Annotated in this window: 15 protein-coding genes and 2 pseudogenes; 11 read left to right on the forward strand and 6 right to left on the reverse strand. The window is 68.2% G+C overall.

Annotation, left to right across the window (positions count from 1 at the left end; all coding sequences use genetic code 11):
- Positions 1-223: 223 nt before the first annotated feature.
- Positions 224-430 (forward strand): hypothetical protein, encoded by a 207-nt coding sequence (locus tag AAGI91_13380; GenBank protein ID MEM1043608.1) that lies wholly within the window; start codon positions 224-226, stop codon positions 428-430.
- Between the two features lie 208 nt (positions 431-638).
- Here AAGI91_13380 and AAGI91_13385 read toward each other — a convergent pair whose 3' ends face one another.
- Both AAGI91_13385 and AAGI91_13390 read right to left on the reverse strand, forming a co-directional pair.
- Positions 639-1,955, reverse strand: a complete 1,317-nt coding sequence (locus AAGI91_13385; GenBank protein MEM1043609.1) for a PQQ-dependent sugar dehydrogenase — start codon at positions 1,953-1,955, stop codon at positions 639-641.
- A 92-nt stretch (positions 1,956-2,047) separates the two neighbouring features.
- A complete protein-coding gene (locus tag AAGI91_13390) occupies positions 2,048-4,132 on the reverse strand; it encodes a TonB-dependent receptor (GenBank protein MEM1043610.1) in 2,085 nt (694 codons plus the stop codon).
- 166 nt (positions 4,133-4,298) lie between these two features.
- On the opposite strand from AAGI91_13390, the gene AAGI91_13395 reads away from it, so the two are divergent.
- The 10 genes and pseudogenes from AAGI91_13395 (at position 4,299) to AAGI91_13440 (ending at position 14,664) form a co-directional block, all read left to right on the forward strand.
- Positions 4,299-5,276, forward strand: a complete 978-nt coding sequence (locus AAGI91_13395; GenBank protein ID MEM1043611.1) for an NAD-dependent epimerase/dehydratase family protein — start codon at positions 4,299-4,301, stop codon at positions 5,274-5,276.
- A gap of 57 nt (positions 5,277-5,333) precedes the next feature.
- On the forward strand, positions 5,334-6,101 hold the full coding sequence (locus tag AAGI91_13400; protein MEM1043612.1) for a segregation/condensation protein A: 768 nt from the start codon (positions 5,334-5,336) through the stop codon (positions 6,099-6,101).
- Positions 6,102-6,251: 150 nt separating this feature from the next.
- Positions 6,252-6,920 (forward strand): SMC-Scp complex subunit ScpB, encoded by a 669-nt coding sequence (scpB, locus tag AAGI91_13405; GenBank protein MEM1043613.1) that lies wholly within the window; start codon positions 6,252-6,254, stop codon positions 6,918-6,920.
- On the forward strand, positions 6,886-7,734 hold the full coding sequence (locus AAGI91_13410) for a pseudouridine synthase (GenBank protein MEM1043614.1): 849 nt from the start codon (positions 6,886-6,888) through the stop codon (positions 7,732-7,734). The genes scpB and AAGI91_13410 overlap by 35 nt, the downstream gene beginning before the upstream one ends.
- 15 nt (positions 7,735-7,749) lie before the next feature.
- Positions 7,750-8,802, forward strand: a pseudogene (locus tag AAGI91_13415) (IMP dehydrogenase).
- A 981-nt stretch (positions 8,803-9,783) separates the two neighbouring features.
- Positions 9,784-10,347, forward strand: a pseudogene (locus AAGI91_13420) (IMP dehydrogenase).
- A gap of 86 nt (positions 10,348-10,433) precedes the next feature.
- Complete coding sequence (locus AAGI91_13425; GenBank protein MEM1043615.1) at positions 10,434-11,501, forward strand: Xaa-Pro peptidase family protein; 1,068 nt, start codon at positions 10,434-10,436, stop codon at positions 11,499-11,501.
- Between the two features lie 3 nt (positions 11,502-11,504).
- On the forward strand, positions 11,505-12,407 hold the full coding sequence (locus AAGI91_13430) for a glycosyltransferase (GenBank protein ID MEM1043616.1): 903 nt from the start codon (positions 11,505-11,507) through the stop codon (positions 12,405-12,407).
- Positions 12,404-12,811: an ATP-binding protein gene (locus AAGI91_13435; protein ID MEM1043617.1), complete on the forward strand. Its 408-nt coding sequence runs from the start codon at positions 12,404-12,406 to the stop codon at positions 12,809-12,811. The genes AAGI91_13430 and AAGI91_13435 overlap by 4 nt, the downstream gene beginning before the upstream one ends.
- On the forward strand, positions 12,790-14,664 hold the full coding sequence (locus AAGI91_13440) for a methyltransferase domain-containing protein (GenBank protein ID MEM1043618.1): 1,875 nt from the start codon (positions 12,790-12,792) through the stop codon (positions 14,662-14,664). Before AAGI91_13435 ends, AAGI91_13440 begins: the two co-directional genes overlap by 22 nt.
- 226 nt (positions 14,665-14,890) lie before the next feature.
- Here AAGI91_13440 and AAGI91_13445 read toward each other — a convergent pair whose 3' ends face one another.
- From AAGI91_13445 to AAGI91_13460, 4 genes are all read right to left on the reverse strand, one after another.
- On the reverse strand, positions 14,891-15,637 hold the full coding sequence (locus tag AAGI91_13445; protein ID MEM1043619.1) for a hypothetical protein: 747 nt from the start codon (positions 15,635-15,637) through the stop codon (positions 14,891-14,893).
- A 328-nt stretch (positions 15,638-15,965) separates the two neighbouring features.
- On the reverse strand, positions 15,966-16,190 hold the full coding sequence (locus tag AAGI91_13450; GenBank protein MEM1043620.1) for a DUF433 domain-containing protein: 225 nt from the start codon (positions 16,188-16,190) through the stop codon (positions 15,966-15,968).
- Between the two features lie 70 nt (positions 16,191-16,260).
- Positions 16,261-18,453 carry an amino acid permease gene (locus AAGI91_13455; protein ID MEM1043621.1) on the reverse strand — a complete coding sequence of 731 codons (2,193 nt, stop codon included), beginning with the start codon at positions 18,451-18,453 and terminating at the stop codon, positions 16,261-16,263.
- A gap of 89 nt (positions 18,454-18,542) precedes the next feature.
- Positions 18,543-19,073, reverse strand: a complete 531-nt coding sequence (locus tag AAGI91_13460) for a DinB family protein (GenBank protein ID MEM1043622.1) — start codon at positions 19,071-19,073, stop codon at positions 18,543-18,545.
- Positions 19,074-19,096 lie beyond the last annotated feature (23 nt).

Below are 19,096 nucleotides of genomic sequence, written 5' to 3' on the forward strand. Positions count from 1 at the left end.
AACGCCGTTCTGATGTCACAAGCCCCGAAACCGAGTCATTCCCGACCCAGATCGGGAATCCATGCAGCGTCGGCACGCGGTGCCATCGTGGCGTGGATTCCCGCCTGCGCGGGAATGACGGGCGTCTTGGGCAGAAAAGCTAAGACCTGACCGAGTCCATAACACGCTCTAGGCGAGCACGCGATCATCACCCGCGTACCTCCGTAAACTAACGACCTCCGCTATGTCTGCTATCCAATCGAAAGCCGACATCGTTCGGATCGTGCAGTCACTCCCGGACGGAACCTCACTCGACGATGTGATCGAGCGGCTCATTCTCCTCCGCAAGATCGAGGTGGGGTTAGCTCAGGAGGGGCAGGGCATCCCGCAGGCTGAAGCTGAGGCTGAGTTCCACAAACCTCGTCAGGATCGGTCGTGGAACCGTGGCTGAGGTCGTCTCGCTGGCCATACGTCTGGGCGTCGAGCGGTCTGCGAACGGAAGACTCGGAAACAGAGAGAGTGTAGGCAGCCGTTCCATACCGGCTCTCCGAGTTCGTGGTGCGTCCCAGTGTCGTAAGGGCGTAGCATGCTACGCCCCTACAGCGGTTGAGACGGGGCGCTGGGCAGGTCCCATGCACCATCATCTCAGCGAACAGGTATCAGTCGCGCGGGGCGACGCGGAGGATGCGGCCGTTGCGGTCGTCGGTCGCTAGGTAGAGCGCGCCGTCGGGGCCTTCGACGACCTCGCGGATGCGCTCGCCGAGGTCGGTGAGCAGGCGCTCCTCGCCGACCACGCGCTCGCCGTCGATCACGACGCGGACGAGCGCCCGGCTCGACAGGCCGCCGATGAAGGCGTTGCCCGCCCACTCCGGCACGAGGCGGCCCGAGTAGAACGTCATCCCCGAGGGCGAGATCACCGGGTCCCAGTAGTAGACCGGCTGCTCCATCCCCTCGGCCTGCGTCCGCCGGTGGATGCGCTGCCCGGAGTACTCCTCGCCGTAGCCAATGGTCGGCCAGCCGTAGTCCAGGCCTGGCCGGACGAGGTTCAGTTCGTCGCCGCCCTGCGGCCCCATCTCGACCTCCCAGAGCTGCCCGTCGGCGTCGAAGGCGGCGGCGAGGACGTTGCGGTGGCCGCTCGACCAGATCTCCGGCCGTGCGCCCTCGGTATCCACGAACGGGTTGTCCGGCGGGACGGCACCGTCGGCCCGGACGCGGACGATCTTGCCGAAGTGACTGCCGAGGTCCTGAGCCTGGTGGCGGCCTTCCAGAACGGACCGCTCGCCGAGCGTGACGAAGAGGTGGCCGTCCTCCGCCCAGACGAGCCGCCCGCCGGAGTGGAGCGTGGATTCGAGCGTCGGCATCATGCGGAAGACGACCTCGACGCGGTCGAGTCGGGGTGCGGTGTCCTCGCTCTCCACGAGCCGGCCGCGAGCGACGGCGAGGCCGTTGCCGCCTTCGCGCGGCTCGGAGTAGCTGACGTAGACCACGCTGTCAGCGGCATAGGTCGGGGCAGGCTCCACGTCGAGCAGACCACCCTGGCGCCGCGCGTCCACGTCGGGAATGCCCTCGATGGGGGCCGAGAGCGCGCCGTCGGTCGAGACGATCCGGAGGCGGCCTGGCTTCTCGGTGACCAGCATCCGCCCGTCGGGCAGAAACGCAATCGCCCACGGCTCGACGAGGCCCTCGGCGATGGTCTCGACGGCGAGCTCAGTCTCGGTCTGCACGGCCGGGGCGCGGGTCTGGCCGAGGAAGGCCGGCTCGAACTCGGGCACGTTCGGCGGGGCGGTCTCGACGGGCGCGCCGGCAGCGGTGCCGGGGACGGACTGCTGGCTGTTCGCCGCGCCGCCGGGTGCGCGGTTGCCGTCCTGGGCCGACGCGGGGTCGGGCGTGCTGCAGGCGACGAAGGCCGCGATGAGCGTGAGCAGGAGGGGGTAGCGCCACGCGGCGGGGGCGGATCGAAAAGACGAGGCAGTCATGGCTCGGAGGTGCAATGGGTCGAGAGGGGAGGAGTAAATACGCGACGGCGCTGCGCGTGGTCCGGGCGCGGTCTAGTCGGTCGAGATGCCGCTTAGCGGAGTGTGAGGGTCAGCCCGGCGAGGACGTGCCGCCCTGCCGCCGGCTCGGCGTAGCGCCCGCCGAAGGCGTTGACGACGACCGAGCCGAGGTAGCGCGCGTCGCCCACGTTGCGGACCTCGACGAACGGACTCGCCGCGAGGCCGCCTGCCAGTCGGAGGGCGTACGCGCCGAGGCGGAGGTGAACGACGGCGTAGGCGTCTGCCTCAGCTTCATTTGCGCTGTCGGCGGGGTAGCTGCTCGCAGCCTCGGCCGCGAATCCGACGACGAGCGGGAGCGTGTGCGGCCCGACCCACGTCAGCGTCCCCGTCGCGAGGTGGTCCGGCACCCCCGGCACCGCATTGCCCTCGACCGTCAGCGCGCCCGCGCTCTCGGCGAAGCGCGCCCGCGTGTAGGCGTAGGCGACGGCACCGTCGAGTCGTCCACCCGCGAGGGGCACCGCCCGGGCCTGGAGTCCGACCTCGACGCCGACGTGCGTCGTCCGGCTCTCGTTGCGGAAGAACGTCACCTCGTCGATCTCGAACGGGACGAGGAGGTCGTCGACGGTCGCGGCGAAGACGGCGAGGTCGAGTCCGAGGGTGCCGCTACTCGGCATAGCGAGGGCGAGGCGAGCCCCGGCCTCGGTGCCCCACGTCCGCTCCGGCTCCAGCGCCGGGTCGAAGCCGGGCTCGCCGTCAGGCCGGTTGCCGAGTTCGGTCGTCGTCGGTGCGTCAAGGGCACCGGCAGCGTTGGCGAAGAGGGTGTACGCGAGGCGTGGGGTCGCACCCGAGTACGCGACCCCCACCGACGGCGAGACCGCCCGGAGCGTCCGTGTGTCCGCCGCCAGGCCAGCCGCGTCGGCGCGGTAGCCCAGCGCGTCGGCGCGGGCGGCGGCGCTCGCCGTGAGGCCCGGCGCGAGCGGCACCTCGATGCGACCGAAGAGCGCACCCGAGAGGACGGTCTCGACTTGATTGGTGAGGATCTCGCCCGGCGCGCCGTCGTCGTTGGCCGATTCGAGGCGGTCGTCGCGCTGGCGCTCGCCCTCGGTGCCGACTGCCCAGCGAATCCGTCCGGCCTCGCCCTCGGCGGAGAGGCGAAGCCCGGCCGTCTGGCGGTTGAGTTCGATGTAGCGTGGGACGATGGGGTTGTCGAGGGCCCGGAGCCCGCCGTGCGCCATCGCCCGGAGCGTGACGCCGCCGACAGGCCGCGCAAACGTCACCCCGAGGTGGCCCTGCGTGAGCCGCTTGCTCGCGTCGCGGGCGACGACGATCTCGCGCGTCTGGCGCGGGTCCTCGGCGGCGGCCTCCGCCGAGATCCCGCCGGGCGACTCCAGCCTCGGCGCGTGCGCGAGGAGCCCGACTACGCCGAGCGTCCCGCCGGCTACATCAGCCTGGCCCGAGACCCCGCTTCGCCAGAGGCGGGCCGAGCCGTGGTCGCGGTAGCCGTCCTCGTCGAGGTACGACCCCCACACCGCGAGCCGCCGTCCCGCGCCGAGGTTCGGCCGTACGGCAACGGTGCCCGATGCCGTCCCATATCCGCCGCCGACAGCGCGGGCCGTCGCAGCAGGCGCAGACGCCGGAGCTTCCGTTGAGAGTGCCACGACGCCTCCGGCCCCTGACCCCCAGAACGTCGAGGCGGGGCCGCGCACGACCTCGGCGCGTCGGACGAGGGCGGGGTCGACCACGTCGAGCTGCGTCTGGCCGTCGGGGAGCGTAAGCGGGACGCCGTCGAGGAGGACGTGGGTGCCGCGCACACCGAAGGCGGCGCGCCAGCCGATGCCGCGCACGAGGAGACGCTCGCCCTGGGCGCGGCTCTCGCGGCCCGAGACCCAGAGGCCGGGAACGCCTGCGAGCGCGGCCCCAAGTCCGAGCGCGGGGTCGGTCGCAGTCTCCGCCTCGGCGCGTTCGCGGACGGTGAGGGCGGGCGGCGCGGCGGTCCCAGCGAGCGCGTACGGCGCGGCTGCCGTCACTTCTACGACGCCGAGCGCTTCGGTATCCAGCGTGTCTGTCTCAGCCGGCTGAGCGATAGGTGCGGAAGCGGCGAGGGTAGTCCACGCGACAGCAAGGATAGAGGCAGCGAGGCAGCGAGGGGAGAGGGGCATGCAGTCGATCAGAGGTGGGCTCCGAAGGTACGTCACCCGGCAGGTGCAGGCGGACCGAGTCGGCCTGCGCTGCGTTGGCAGAGGGCAGCGCAGCTGCCCAGAGACGGTCTCCTCGCACGTACCTTCGGAAACGACACGCCCGACTCTCGACCCCCGATCCGTTCCTATGAAAGTCCTCGTCACCGGCGGTGCCGGATTCATCGGTTCCCACGTCGCCGACGCGCTCGTCGCCCGCGACTACGACGTCCACGTCGCGGACGACCTCTCCGGCGGCCGCCGCGAGAACGTCCCCGACGGCGCGACCTTCCACGAGCTCGACATCCGCTCGGACGCCGCTGCCGACCTCGTGCGGAGCGAGCGGTTCGACGCGCTCGTCCACCTCGCGGCGCAGATGGACGTCCGGCGCTCCGTCGCCGACCCGCGCTTCGACGCCGACGTGAACGTGCTCGGGTTTCTGAACCTGATGGAAGCCGGGCGCGAGGCGGGGCTGAGGAAGGTCGTCTTCTCCTCGACGGGCGGGGCGATCTACGGCGACCCCGACCCAGCGGTGAACGGCGGCGGGCCGCAGCCGGAGGCGCATCCGCAGCGCCCGCTCTCGCCCTACGGCATCACCAAGCTCGTCACCGAGAAGTATCTCTACTTCTACGAGCAGAGCTACGGCATCCAGTGGGCTGCGATGCGGTTTGGCAACGTCTACGGCCCGCGCCAGAACCCGCACGGCGAGGCCGGCGTCGTCGCCATCTTCGCCGAGCGCCTCCTCGACGGCAAGCAGCCCGTGATCTACGGGCACGGCGAGCAGACGCGCGACTACGTCTACGTCGGCGACGTGGTCGAGGCCGTCCTCGCGGGACTCGACCACGACGCCTCCGACGTGTTCAACGTCGGCACCGGGCGCGAGACGAGCGTCAACACCCTCTTCCGGGTGCTCAACGACCTCACCGGCGGCCACGCCGAGGAGCAACACGCCGAGGCCAAGCCCGGCGAGCAGCAGCGGAGCGTCCTCGACGTCTCGCACGCCCGCGAGACGCTCGGCTGGGAGCCGAAGGTGGAGCTGGAGACCGGGCTGAGCCGGACGGTCGACTGGTTTCGGGAGCGGAGGAGCGGAGGAGCGGAGGAGCGGAAGAAAACGAGCACTGCTGGCTAGACGGTGGAGACCGATCCTCTTCCACTCTTTCCCACTTCCACTCTTCCGTTCCTGACCGTGTACAGGGTTCAGCTTCAGAACTTCGAGGGGCCGCTCGACCTGCTCCTGTTCTTCATCCGCCGCGATGAGCTGGACATCCACGACATCCCCGTCGCCCGCATCACCGACGAGTACCTCGCCTACGTCCGCGTCCTCGAAGAGATCGACCTCGACGGCGTCGGCGACTTCGTCTACATGGCCGCGATCCTGATCAGCATCAAGGCCAAGCTGCTCCTGCCCCGGCCCGACCTGGACGACGAGGGCGACCCCATCGACCCTCGCGCCGAACTCGTCCAGCGCTTGCTCGAATACATGCGCTACAAGGAGGCTGCTGGGCACCTCGGCCGCCGCTTCGAAGAACGCGGCGAGCAGTTCGTCCGGGGTGCCGCCGCGGACGTGCAGGTGCATGCCGAGGAGGAGTCTGAGCCGAGCTACCGCGTGTCGGTCTTCGACCTGATCTCGGTCCTCAAGCGCGTCCTCGCGCAGGCCCCCGACGAGGCATTTATCCACCCGGTCCAGCGTTACGAGCACACGATGGAGGAGCAGCAGGCCTTCGTCCTCGACCGCATCCGCAGCGGCCGGACGGCGTTCACGACGCTCGTCGCCCAGCGCTCGAAGCCGTTCATCATCACCACCTTCCTCGCCATTCTCGAACTCGTCCAGCGCCACGCGCTGCGGATCGTCGACGGCATCGCCGACGAGGACTTCTGGCTCGCCCCCGGCGAGCGCCCCGCCGTCCACGACTCGCTCGAAGCCGCCGTGAGCCTGAAACGGGAAGACGTGTAGCACAACGAAAGAACCATGTCATCCCGAGCGTAGTCGAGGGATCTTTCCGGGCACGGCCTCGACTCTCCGTCACACGCTTCTCCGAAGAGACCCCTCGGCTTCACGTTGCGCCGCTCGGGATGACAAGCAAAGAGTAGCGTAGCTTACCGCATGGAACCTCTCGAACGTGTCACCGAAGCCCTCGTGTTCGCCGCCGACGAGCCGGTGACGGCGCGCGCCGTGGCGGAGGTCTACGTCTCGGTCACCGGGAACGAAGACGTGGACGAGGCTACCATCGAAGAGGCCGTCGACGCACTCAACCTGGCCTACCAGCAGGCCGGGCGGGCGGTTCGGATCGAGCGCTGGGCGGGTGGCTTTCGGATGGCGACGATCCGGGAAGTCGCGCCGTTCGTGCAGGCGTTTGTCGCAGAGGAGGCCGAGCGGCGGCTGACGCGCTCGCTGATGGAGACGCTCGCGGTCATCGCCTACAAGCAGCCCGTCACCAAGCCCGAGGTCGATTTCGTGCGCGGGGTCGACTCGGACTACGCGCTCAAGAAGCTCCTCGACAAAGCGTTCGTCGAGATCGTGGGGCGGGCCGAGGCCGTCGGGCGGCCGCTGCTCTACGGGACGACCGGGTTCTTCCTCGAACAGTTCGGGCTCAGCGCGCTCGACGAGTTGCCGCGCCCGCGTGAAATCGAGCAGCTTCTTAACGATCCGGCTTTCGTCCAGGAGCGTACCGAACTCCTCATCAACATCGAAGCAGGAGCGGAGGGGGAGACCCGTCCCGAACAGGAGGCATCGTCCGATGGCGAAGCGGCAGCGCAGCAAGCAGAGGGGTAGTGCCGAGTCCACGCGGCGGCGCAAGGTGGCCGAGCGGAAGCGGCGCGCCGAGGCGTCGTCCCGGGCCGCGCCCGACCCCAGCGAGCCCGTCCGGCTCAACCGCTACATCGCCCAGGCGGGCATCACCTCGCGCCGCAAAGCCGACGAACTGATCGCCGCCGGCAAGGTCCGCGTGGGCGGGGTCGTCGTCACCGAACTTGGAACGAAGGTCGTGCCGGGCGAAGCCGTAGAGGTCGAGGGGCAGCTCATCCAGCAGCAGGCGTTCGACTACGTGCTGCTCAACAAGCCGAAGAACACCATCACGACGGTCGACGACGACCGCGACCGGGCCATCGTGATGGACCTGCTCGACGACGACGCCCGCGCGCGCGGCGTGGTGCCGGTCGGGCGGCTCGACCGCGACACGACGGGGCTCCTCCTGCTGACGAATGACGGCGACCTCACGCACCGGCTGATGCACCCGAGCTACGCCGTCGAGAAGCTGTATCTTGCTCGCGCCTCCGCGCCCGTCAGGCCGCACGACCTCGACGCGCTCCGCAAAGGCATCGACCTCGACGACGGGGCGGCCAAAGCCGACCGCGCCGAGTACGTCTCCGACGATCCCCGCGAAGTCGGCCTCGCCCTCCACGAGGGCCGCAACCGGCAGATCCGCCGCATGTTCGAAGCGCTCGGCTACGACGTCCACCGCCTCGAGCGCGTGCAGTACGCTGGCCTCGACCTCGGCACGCTGAAGCGGGGCGCGTGGCGGCGGCTGAAGCCGCGCGAGATCAACCGCCTCCGCCGCTCGGTGAAGCTCAAGCCTCTGGTATTCTAAAGACCCGTTATTGGAATGAAAATAGCTTTCGAAGGCCTGACCTACGACGATGTCCTTCTCGTCCCGGCCCGGTCGGCGGTGATGCCGCGTTCGGTCTCGCTCCAGTCGCGCCTGACCCGAAACATCCGCCTCAACGTCCCGGTCCTCTCGGCAGCGATGGACACCGTCACCGAGTCCGACCTGGCGATTGCCATCGCCCGCGAAGGCGGGGCCGGCGTGCTGCACAAGAACATGACCGCCGAGCAGCAGGCCGCCGAGGTCCGCCGCGTCAAGCGCTCCGAGAGCGGGATGATCCTCGATCCGATCACGCTCGGCCCGGACGCGACCGTCGACGAAGCGCGGGCGCTCATGGCGCGCTACCGGATCGGCGGGATTCCGGTCGTGGACGGGGAGCGCCACCTCGTCGGGATCGTCACCAACCGCGACCTCCGGTTCGAGCCGGACGGCGGGGCGCGCCTGGAGAGCATCATGACGACCTCGCCGCTCGTCACCGCGCCCGTCGGGACGACCCTCGACGAGGCCGAGGCGATCCTGCAGGAGCACAAGATTGAGAAACTGCCCGTTACGAACGGCGAGGGCTTCCTCAAGGGGCTCATCACGTTCAAGGACATCCAGAAGAAGCGCAAGCACCCGAACGCCTCGAAGGACGAGCACGGCCGCCTCATCGTCGGCGCGGCGGTCGGGATCACGGCCGACACCCTCGAGCGCGTCGCGGCGCTCGTCGAGGCTGGGGTCGACTTCGTCACGATCGACACGGCGCACGGACACTCCGAGGGCGTCCTCAAGATGGTTGAGACCGTCAAGACCGAGCACGGCGGCCTCGAAATCGTCGCAGGCAACGTGGCGACGCCGGAGGGCACCGAAGACCTCATCCTCGCCGGGGCTGACGGCGTGAAGCTTGGTATCGGCCCAGGCTGCTTCGCCGCTGGCACGCGGGTGCTGATGGCGGACGCGACGTACAAAAGCATCGAGGAGGTGCGCCCCGGTGACCGGGTCATCAACATGGACGGGCAGCCGGTGACTGTGCTGCGGGCGTGGTGCACAGGCGTGCGCGAGGTCGTCGGCGTGCGACACACGGCTTCGCTGTCGGAGACACTCGTCACGCCTGACCACCGCTACTTCATCGGCGATTTGAGCACGGTGAGTGAGGCGACCGTCACGAGTCAGGGATATGCGGCTGCCCTCGCCCAGCCGACACGGCTCGGGGCCTCGAAGCTGCGCTGGAGCGAGGTGGCTGAGGTAGAGCGGGGCACGTTCCTGCTGCCGAGAGACGTTGCGTTCGAACTGCCCGAGCACGTCTGCATCGACCTCCGGGAGTTCGCCGTCCGAAAGGACCGGCAACTCGACCGGTACGAGACCGAGATCGAAGACAGCTACGACCTCGGGTTCCTCTTCGGCACGTTCCTCGGCGACGGGCATGCCTTCATCGCTCCCTCCCGCAACTCCGAGGTCGGGCGGGTGTCATGGTACTTCGGCGGCGACGAATACGACCTCGCCGAGAAGCTCATGGACTGCGTCGAGGCCGTCACGGGCGTGCGGCCGACACTCGCGTCCGAGGAGCGCAACGTACTCCACATCCACCTCTACTCGCTGCAATGGGCGCGGCTGCTCGCGCTCTGCGGCAAACGCGACGAGAAGCACCTGCCGTCGCGGTTTCTCTGCGCTAACCCGGAGTACCTCCAGGGCCTTTTCGATGGGCTGCTCGCCAGCGATGGGCACATTGCGAGTGACGGGCGACAGAGCTTTCGCAACACCTCGCCGCGCCTCGCGGAGCTGTTCAACGTGCTGTGCGCGCTCCTCGAAGGCAGCTTCCCCAACTGCCGGTACGAGCCGGGGAGCGCCGGTGGGCTGGTCGGCGTCCGCGACGAGGATTGCCTGCCGAGCTTCCGCTCGCGCCTCAACGTCTCACACGCCAAGCGCCACCTCGACGACTTTCAGATCGTCAAAAAACTGGGGCTGCGAGAGACAGGCCTCGCCATGCCGGTCTACGACATCGAGGTGGACTGCCCGACGCACAGCTTCATCGCCGACAACGCCATTGTTCACAACTCGATCTGCACCACGCGTGTCGTGGCAGGGGTCGGGGTGCCGCAGCTTACGGCCATCCTCCAGTGCGCCGCCGCGGCACACAAGTACGACGTGCCGGTGATCGCCGACGGCGGGATCAAACAGACCGGCGACATTCCCAAAGCGCTCGCGGCCGGGGCCGACACGGTGATGATCGGCGGCCTCTTCGCGGGCGTCGCCGAGAGCCCCGGCGAGACGGTGCTCTACGAGGGGCGGAAGTACAAGAACTATCGCGGTATGGGCTCGCTCGGCGCGATGAAGGCAGGCTCGAAGGACCGCTACTTCCAGGACGCCGAGGACGACCTCAAGAAGCTCGTCCCCGAAGGCATCGAGGGCCGCGTCCCGTTCAAGGGCGACCTCGCTGAGATCGTCTACCAGATGATCGGCGGGCTGCGCGCGGCGATGGGCTACTGCGGCTGCCCCGACATCGAGGCGCTGCACGAGCGGGCGCAGTTCGTCCGCGTCACCGGCTCCGGCCTCCGCGAGAGCCACCCGCACGACGTGACGATCACTGAGGAGGCCCCGAACTATTCCGTGAGAGGATAGAGAAGGGAGGATGGAGGATGGCGAATAGAGGATAGAACACAATTTCGCCCCTGCTGCTATCTTCCATTTTCCATCCTCCACCCTCCATGTCTGACCGCCTCGCCACGATCCGCCGCCTGACGGCCGAGCACGGGGCCGACGCGGCGCTTGTCACGTTCCTGCCCGACGTCCGGTGGGCCGTCGGGTTCACGGGCTCGAACGGGCTGCTCGTCGTTGGCCCGAACGCCGCGCATTTCCTCACCGACGGGCGCTACACCGCGCAGGCCGCCGCCGAGGTCGAGAGCGCGAAGGTCCACGTCCCGGACTCCAACCTCGTCGAGCACGTCGAGCGTGAAGGGCTGCTCGGCGATGCCAGCACGGTACTCGTCCAAGGCGATCATGTGACGGTCGCGCAGTGGGAGAGCTTCCGCACGCGGTTTCCGGCGACCATGTTCGAGTCGGTCTCAGGCCTGCTGCGCGAAGTGGTCGCCTCGAAGACGGAAGAGGAGATCGAGGCGATCCGGCGGGCGCAGGCGGTGACGGAAGAAGTCTTCGATGCCATCCTGCCGCTCATCGGGCCGGGCGTGAGCGAGCAGGACCTCGCGGCCGAGATCGTCTACCAGCACCTCAAGCGCGGCGCGAGTGTGATGGCCTTTGAGCCGATTGTCGGCTCCGGTCCGAACGGGGCGCTGCCGCACGCGCGGGCGTCGAGCCGCACGTTCCGGCCGGGCGACCTCGTCGTGATCGACATGGGCTGCGTGCTGGATGGCTATGCCTCGGACATGACGCGGACCGTCGCCGTCGGCGAGCCGGGCGAGGCCGCGCGGAAGGCGTACGCCGTCGTGCTGGAGGCGCAGGAGCGCGCCACCGAGGCCGTCCGCGCCGGGGCCTCGGGCAAGGCCGTGGACGGCGTCGCACGCGGCATCATCGAGGGTGCGGGGCTGGGCGAGCACTTCTCGCACGGGCTCGGCCACGGGGTCGGGCTGCAGGTCCACGAGTGGCCACGCCTCTCGCACCGCGCCGATGACACCCTGCCCGAGAATGCGGTCGTGACGGTCGAGCCGGGCGTCTACCTGCCCGAGCGCTTCGGCGTTCGCATCGAAGACCTCGTCGTGGCGCGGGCGGACGGGCCGGAGGTGCTGACCCGCACGCCGAAGGCGCTGCTGACGCTGTAGCTCATGCCAGCCGACGGCTTGCCGAGCGTCTCGGTCATCGTCCCGGTCTACAACCAGGCCGACACGCTGCCGACGACCCTACCGGCCCTCCTCGACCAGGACCACCCGGCGGAAATCGTGCTCGTGGACGACGGCTCTGGGGACGGCTCGGGGGACGTGCTGCGTACCCTGATCGATGGGCGCTCAACGGCTCGCGTGATCGCGCACGAGGCAAACCGGGGCCGGGCGGCGGCGCGCAACACCGGCATCGCGGAGGCGACAGGGAAGGTGCTGCTCTTCCTCGACGGCGACATGCGGCCCGCGCCCGACTTCGTCCGGCAGCACGCGCTCGCGCACCGCGCCCCCGGCGTGGTCGGCGTCGTCTCGTCCCCAGTCCTCGAAGGGCTGAACCTGCGCGACCCATACCACCGCTACGTGCAGTCACGACGCGGAGCCTCGGCAGGGCAGGACGGCGAGGCTGTGCACTTCAAGTACTTTATCATAGGCTATACCTCGGTCAAGGCCGAGGCCGTGCGCGCGGTCGGCGGGTTCGACGAGCGGTTCACCTACGGCGAGGACATAGACTTTGCCATCCGCTTGCACGAGCACGCGCCGGGCGGGCTGGTCTACTCGGCTCGCGCCCGCGTCCACCACTACGCGCACGGCACGCTCGGCGACCGGCTCCGCAAGCTGCGCGCGTTCGGGCGGAGCAACCTGCCACTGCTGTTCGAGAAGCACCCGGAGGCGATGAATGCGGCCAACCTCGGCTTCGTCGCGTCGCCGGTGCGGTGGCTGCTGCGCCCGGCGGTGGCCGCCACGCTGCGCCCGCTGCTGCCCGCGCTGCCCGGTGCGCTCCAGCATGCCGCCGTGCGCTACCTTGTCGCCACCACGATTGCCCGCGCCTACCGCGACGCCCCGGCCCGATGAACGCCCAGACCCGCACGTTCCCCAGCACCCCGGACGCCGTCACCGCAGCGTCCTCGTTCGTGCTAGACGCTGCCGAGCCGCTCGGGCTTTCCGACGAGGTCCGCGAGGCGATGCTGCTCGTCGTCGGCGAGGCCGTGGCGAACGCGGCGGGGCACGGGAACGGGTACGACGCGGCGAAGCAGGTGACGGTCGTCTGCTCGGTCGCGGACGGCGAGGCGCGGCTGTGCGTCGAGGACGAGGGCGAGGGGATGTCGGCGGACCGCCTCGACGGGGCCGCGCTCCCCGATGACCCGCTGGCGACGAGCGGGCGCGGCCTCTTCATCATGACGACCGTCGCCGAGCGCCTGTGGCTGGAGGCCGGCGGACGGCGCCTCTGCCTCGCGTGGACGCACGACGCCTCGTGAGTACGGAGCGCAGTCGGTCGAGGTGGATCGCCGAGCGCGGGCTGCTCGTCGCGGCGATGAGCGCGGCGGTAGGGTGTGCTGCCCTGGAGAGCGACGCGGCGGAGATCGGCTTTGTCGCCGCAGTGTGCCTCGGTACGGTCCTCGTCGTGCGTGCGTGGCACCGGGAGGACGTGACGATGCGCGAGGTGCTCGGCCTCGCCGTGCTGTTCCGGCTCGCGGCGTTTCCGCTCCTGCCGGGCCTCTCGGACGACGGCTACCGCTACGTGTGGGATGGCTTGCTGCAAATCGACGGGATCAACCCGTACGCGTTCCGCCCCTCGGACCTCGCCGCGCAGTACCCCGACCTGTTCGAGCAGCTCAACTCGTCGGACTACTTCTCGGTCTACCCGCCCGCGTCGCAGCTTGTGTTTGCCCTCGGCGGGCTGTTCGGGTGGCCGGCCGCGTGGTACGTCATCAAGGCAGTCTTCGTCGGGATCGAGCTAGCGGGCCTCTGGACGATCAGCCGCGTCGTGCCGGCGCGGGCGCTCGTGCTCTGCGCGTGGCACCCGCTCGCGGTCATCGAGATCGCGGGGCAGGGGCACACCGAGGCGGGGATGGTCGGGATGCTGCTCCTCGCCGCGTGGGCGGTGTACCGGGCGAAGCCGGGGTGGGCCGTCGCCGCGCTGACGGTGGCGGGCTGGTTCAAGCTGGTGCCGTTCGTGCTCGTGCCGTTTCTGCTGCGGCGCGTCGGGTGGCGCTGGGTGTGGGTCGCCGCCGCGGTGTCGGTCGCGCTCGCGGCCCCGTACGCCGCGCCGTTCGTCCTGCCGAACGTGGCCGAGTCGCTCGGGCTCTACACCGGACTGTTCGAGTTCAACGCCGGGCCATACTACCTGCTGAAGGAGGCGGGGCGAGCGTGGACGGGGGGCGACGTGAGCAAGTCGCTTGGCCCGTTATTGCAAAACAATTTTCTGGTTGGGTTAGCCGGCATCTATCTGGCGGACGGGCTCAAGCGCTGGCCGCTGGTGTGGACCTGGCTCGCCGCCCTCGGCCTGTTCCTGGCGACCGCGACGACCGTCCACCCGTGGTACCTCCTCGGCGTCCTCGCGCTCCTCCCGCTGACGCTCGGCGATGCGTCGGGGCCGCCGGTCCGGCTGCACGCGGCGGCCTGGCTCTGGCTGTCAGTTGGCACGGTGGGCACCTACCTGTTCTACACGCACGGGGCGACGCCGTACTGGACGGCTGTCGTCCTCGGCTGGGCAGGCTGGGCGGTGCTGCTCGGCACAGCGGTCGTCCTCGCGGCGCTGCCTGCGCTCATGCGGAAGCGCGCCCGCGACAAGTGGACCTGGATACGCCCACACGTCGGCGCGCCCGACCGCGTGCTCGACCTCGGGGCGGGGGACGGGTTCGTCGGCGAAGCCGTCGCCCGCGATCTCGGTGCGGAGGTCGTGCTGGCCGACGTGGTCGACTTCAACCGGACCGACCTGGCGCTCGTACTCTATGATGGGCACCGGCTCCCGTTCGCCGACGACAGCTTCGACGTGACGCTGCTCACCTTCGTCCTCCACCACGCCGCCGACCCCGACGCCGTGCTCCGCGAGGCCCGGCGCGTGACGCGCGGCCGGGTCGTCGTCCTCGAATCGCTCGTCGAGACCGCGTGGGACCGACGCTGGCTTCCCTTCGCCGACCGCCTTGCTAACCGCCTGCGGTCCGGTGGGCGGATGGAAGAGGAAGTGTTGCGCTTCGGTTCAGCCGCGGCGTGGCGCGAGCGGTTTGCGGCGGCGGGGCTGCGGGTGCAGGCCGAAGAGCGGCGCGGGCGCAGGCTCCACAAGCGCCACCTCTTCGTGACGGCTATAGGGTCGATTGAGGCAACGTAGACGCGGGCGGTGGAGCAGCGCAAAAGCCGCCGCGTCGGGTTGGCCTGCGAGCGCGGTCTATACCGCCGACTTGCGAGCACTACGGTCTTCCTGCTCGCGGAGAGCGGAAGCGCGCGCACGGAAGAACGCTGCTTGCTCCTCCCACGGCTTACCCTCTAACTAATCGTGCTAGTGTAACGTTATCTGACTAAGGTCTGCGCGCTAGTTGGACAGCTTCTACTTTATGTCACCAAGATGTGAAGTAAAACAGCAATTCTTTTTGGGCGTCGAGGTAGACATGCGTGTACTCTCCGAATGACATATTGATCTTCCATCCGTAGGAACCTAGCGGAGTCACAGCAGAGGGCAAGAACCCAAAGTCACCAGGTGGAACTTTAGATAACACCTTGATCCACGTGATCTCACCATTCGTTACGCCTCGGAGAATCCACTGATCGGTAGCAGTCTTGCATAGCTCCAAATCAAATTCGTCGCTGATCGCCACCCTCTCGAATGTCGTGAGACTATCACTTGAATAATAACTCGGAGCTAACCAGGGTCCGTCGTCAAATGTGATTATCATGTATCCGTAACGCTGCGGCTCCTTAGCTTGCACCCGAAACCACTCTATCATGCGGTCAAGATTTTCATGATTCTCTAAGCCATGATTTAGACGGAACTCGAAATGACTCTCAGGGCTTAAGGTATCGACTAATTGCGCCGCGCTGCGAGCGAATTTTACTTCATCCTCAGTCCACTCTTCTTTTTGCCACAGCGGCTGTAGTCGAAGGAACGTGCTCGGAATCATAGTCCACAGGAAACGTTCTGTCATGCCTAGACTAGGGTCGAGAGTCACTGAGTCTTCCGCAGCTCCGGCAGGGGCTAGCTCGTCGAGAACTCTTGCCCCATCGAAGAGGTTGTCTATTTCATTCAGGATCTTGTCTATCTCAGTTGCTGATTCTCCAATAGGCATTGATACTTGTCCTTCGCCCATCAAGGGCCACATTCGAGACGCAATGAAAGGCTCAAAACTCGGATACAAGCCTCTCACTGTTTGGGCGGATGCCTCACAAAGTACTAAGATTAGAGTAAAACAAAGGATAAGAGAGATAATTCGATGCATATTCCAGAATGCACGCGCCGTGGCGGCTAGAGAGTATTGAGTGTCGTAGAACGCAATGTAACACGAGTGTCAGACACGATGGCTTCGTTCTTCCCGTTGCGTAGACCGAGCTGCCAGACAGAGACCGCGTCGATGTCCTCGAAGGTCTCGCTGATCCACAGCGCGAGATTGGGCGACATTTGCGCGTCGATCCAAAGCGTCACGCCGCAATCACCGGGTGATCCACGCGGCTGCGCGCGAAGAGGAGGGCGGCCTCGATGTCCTCGGCTTCCAGGTCGGGCATCTCATTGAGGATGTCCTGACGGGACAAACCGGCGGCGAGGAGGTCCAGCACGTCCGTGACACGAATGCGCATCCCCCGGATGCAGGGGCGGCCCCCGCACTGCTTCGGGTTAAACGTGATGCGCTCTTTCCAGTCGGTCATAACAGGACGGTCTCGTCTCGTGTAGGTCAGAAGATACCTTCGCCCTGTCTACGTTGATCCTCGCTGCACGTCACAGCAAGTCCTCCTCCGGCTGGGCGTTGTAGACGAGCAGTACCGTCCCGACGGCCTCGGCGAAGGCGTCGAGGCGCTCGCCGTAGGGTTCGGCCGCGTCGGCGTCGGGGGCTTGCATGCCGAGGATCGTCAGGTCCACGTCGCGGCTGTGCTCGGCGAAGAGGGCCTCGATGGGCTCCTCGCCGCGCACGACGATGTGGGGCGTGGCCTCCACCCGAACCTCTTCTAGCAGTGCGTTGATGTGGTCGCGGGTCTGCTCGGCCCCCTCCTCGCTGTCCACCACGCGGGAGAGGCGCAGCTCGGCGTGGTGCCAGTCGTTGCTGCGCGCGATGAGGTAGCCGAGCAGCAGCATCAGGTCGGCATTGCCGCCGCGCCCGCCCCACCAGACGTTGATCACCTGCTGCCGCCCGAAGCCGCGCTTGTCGTCGACCCGGAGGAAGAGGACCGACTTGTCGAGGTCGGCGAGGTTGCGGAGGAGGCGTACGAGTGTGGCGCGGCCCGGCGCGGTGTGGCTCCAGCCCATCAGCACGGCGTTGGGCTCCAGCGTTCCGATGCCGTGCGCCTGCGCCACCGAGACCGCCCCGTGCGTGAAGTCCGGCACCACGCTCGCCTCGGCGAAGGCCGCCATCCGCCGGTCCTTGATGTACTCCCGGATGCGCCGCTCGGCGAATTCGCGAAGGTGGACCTTGTTCTGCTCGTCGGTCTCGCCCGTGATGAGTTGGACGAAGGTCACGATCCCGCGCCCGAGGCTCAGCCACTCGGCGAGGGCGACGAGGCGCTCGCGGTTGTGGGGCTGCCCGGTGAAGACCACGATGTTGGGTCGCCAGTTGCGCCCGGCCTCGGAATCCGGCGGGCGGCGCTCCAGGTTGAGGAGGGCGTAGCGCGCAATCGAGGTCCAGATGCCGCTCCGCACGTCGCCCCAGGTGCGCACCATCCGGCGGCGGCTGAGGAGGAAGAAGATGCCGTACGAGATCACGATCGCCCCCACCGTCGCCGGCGCGTTGATGAGGAACATCGCCCCGTAGCAGCCCAGCCCGCCGAGAAGCGACACCCACACGGGCACGTTGAAGCGCGGCCGGAAGCTCGGGTTGCCCACGAGGCGCTCCGTCGCCGCGACGAGGTTGACCATCCCGTAGGTGTTGAGGAAGAACATCGTGATGATCGGCGCGACGAAGTCGAGGTCGCCCAGCCAGATGACGCCGACGGCGACGAGGCCGGTGAGGAGGACGGCCACGCGCGGCTCGGTCGGGCTGCCGAGCTGGCCGGCCATCCAGCCGGGTGTGACGCGGTCGCGGGCCGTCGCCTGGAGGGTGCGCGGCGCAGCGAGGACGCTCCCGAGCGCCGACGAGAGCGTGGAGGCCGCCACGCCGGCGAGGATCAGCACCGGGACGCTCGCGATCTCCTCCATCGCAAGCGTGTTCGTGATCAGCTCCCCGGCCGTGAGCTGGAACGCAAACCACACCGCCGCCGCGATGTAGACGACGGCCGTGAGGACAATGGACGCAATCGTTCCGCGCGGGATGCTCGTCGAGGGGTCTTTGAGGTCGCCCGAGAGGCTGATCCCGACCTCGATCCCGGTCACGGCGGGGAAGAAGACCGCAAAGACGACCCAGAAGCTGATCCCCTCGGTGTAGCTCTGGGTGAGGTTCGGCTCCACGAAATCGCCCCAGTCGCCGGTGAAGAACGACGCGAGCGCCGCGACGAGGATTGCGAGGATGCCGTACTGGATCCGCAGCGCGAAGTCGGCCCCGACGTAGGCGATCACGACGAAGGCGAGCGCCACACCGGTCGAGATCAGCCGCGGGTCGAGCGCGGCGAACCACGCGAGGCTCCCCATCGCCTCGGTGAAGCCGATGATGTAGAACGCGACCGAGATCGCCTGCGAGAGGTAGAGCGGAATCCCAATCGCCCCGCCGATCTCGAGCCCGAGCGAGCGCGAGATGAGGTAGTAGTTGCCGCCCGCCTTGACGTCCATGCTCGTCGCAATCGCGGAGAGCGACAGCCCCGTCATGAACGAGATCGCGTTCGCCATCAGGATGATCGCGAGCGCCCCCCACAGCCCGGCCTGCCCGACGACCCACCCGGTCCGCAGAAAGAGGATGATGCCGAGGATCGTGAGGACGTTCGGCGTGAAGACGCCCTTGAACGTGCCGAAGCGGCCGGCGGCGGGCGAGGCGGTGAGGTCGGCCATGGGGTGAGGCGGGGCGCGAAGCAGAAGAGCGGGCGGAAGATAGAGGCGGACGCACCATCCTGCCCGTCAAGTCATCCCTGCCCGTCAGGTCATCGTCGGTCCAGCACCGACAGGTATGCCCGCCACGGGCCGACCGCGTCGCGGTAGACCTTAGCCATTGCCCGGTTGATCTGTGCGATGTGGCCGAGGTCGTGGACGGTCCACGTTGCCAGGAGTTGCCGCAGTGTCACCGTGCCGAGGTCGGGGTGGTGGCCCTGGCGGTCAAGGCCTGCCTCGGCAAGTCTGAGCGCATCGAAGTCGCGGAGGTTCTGGGCGCGGAGCGCGGCGAAGGCGTCGAGCAGCTCGTTCAGCGTTTTGCCCCGGCTGGCTTCTTCCTGCGCGAAGCGGTCGAACGGCTCGAAGGCGTGTGGGCCGCCATCGGTGAGGATCAGCCTCGCCCGAACCATCCAGTCGGTTCGCTCGCCGTGGATCAGGTGGCCGACCACGTCGAACGGGCTCCACGTCCCAGCCCCCTCGTCGGCGTGGACGAACGGCTCGGGCAGGTCGCGGAGGAGCGCGCCGAGCGTGGCGGGCGTACGGGCGAGGAGGTCGCGGCCGTGATCGAGGTCGAACGTACTCATGGGCAGTCAGTGGGGCTGAGGTA

The sequence above is a fragment of the Bacteroidota bacterium genome, from assembly GCA_038746285.1.
GTDB lineage: Bacteria > Bacteroidota > Rhodothermia > Rhodothermales > JANQRZ01 > JANQRZ01.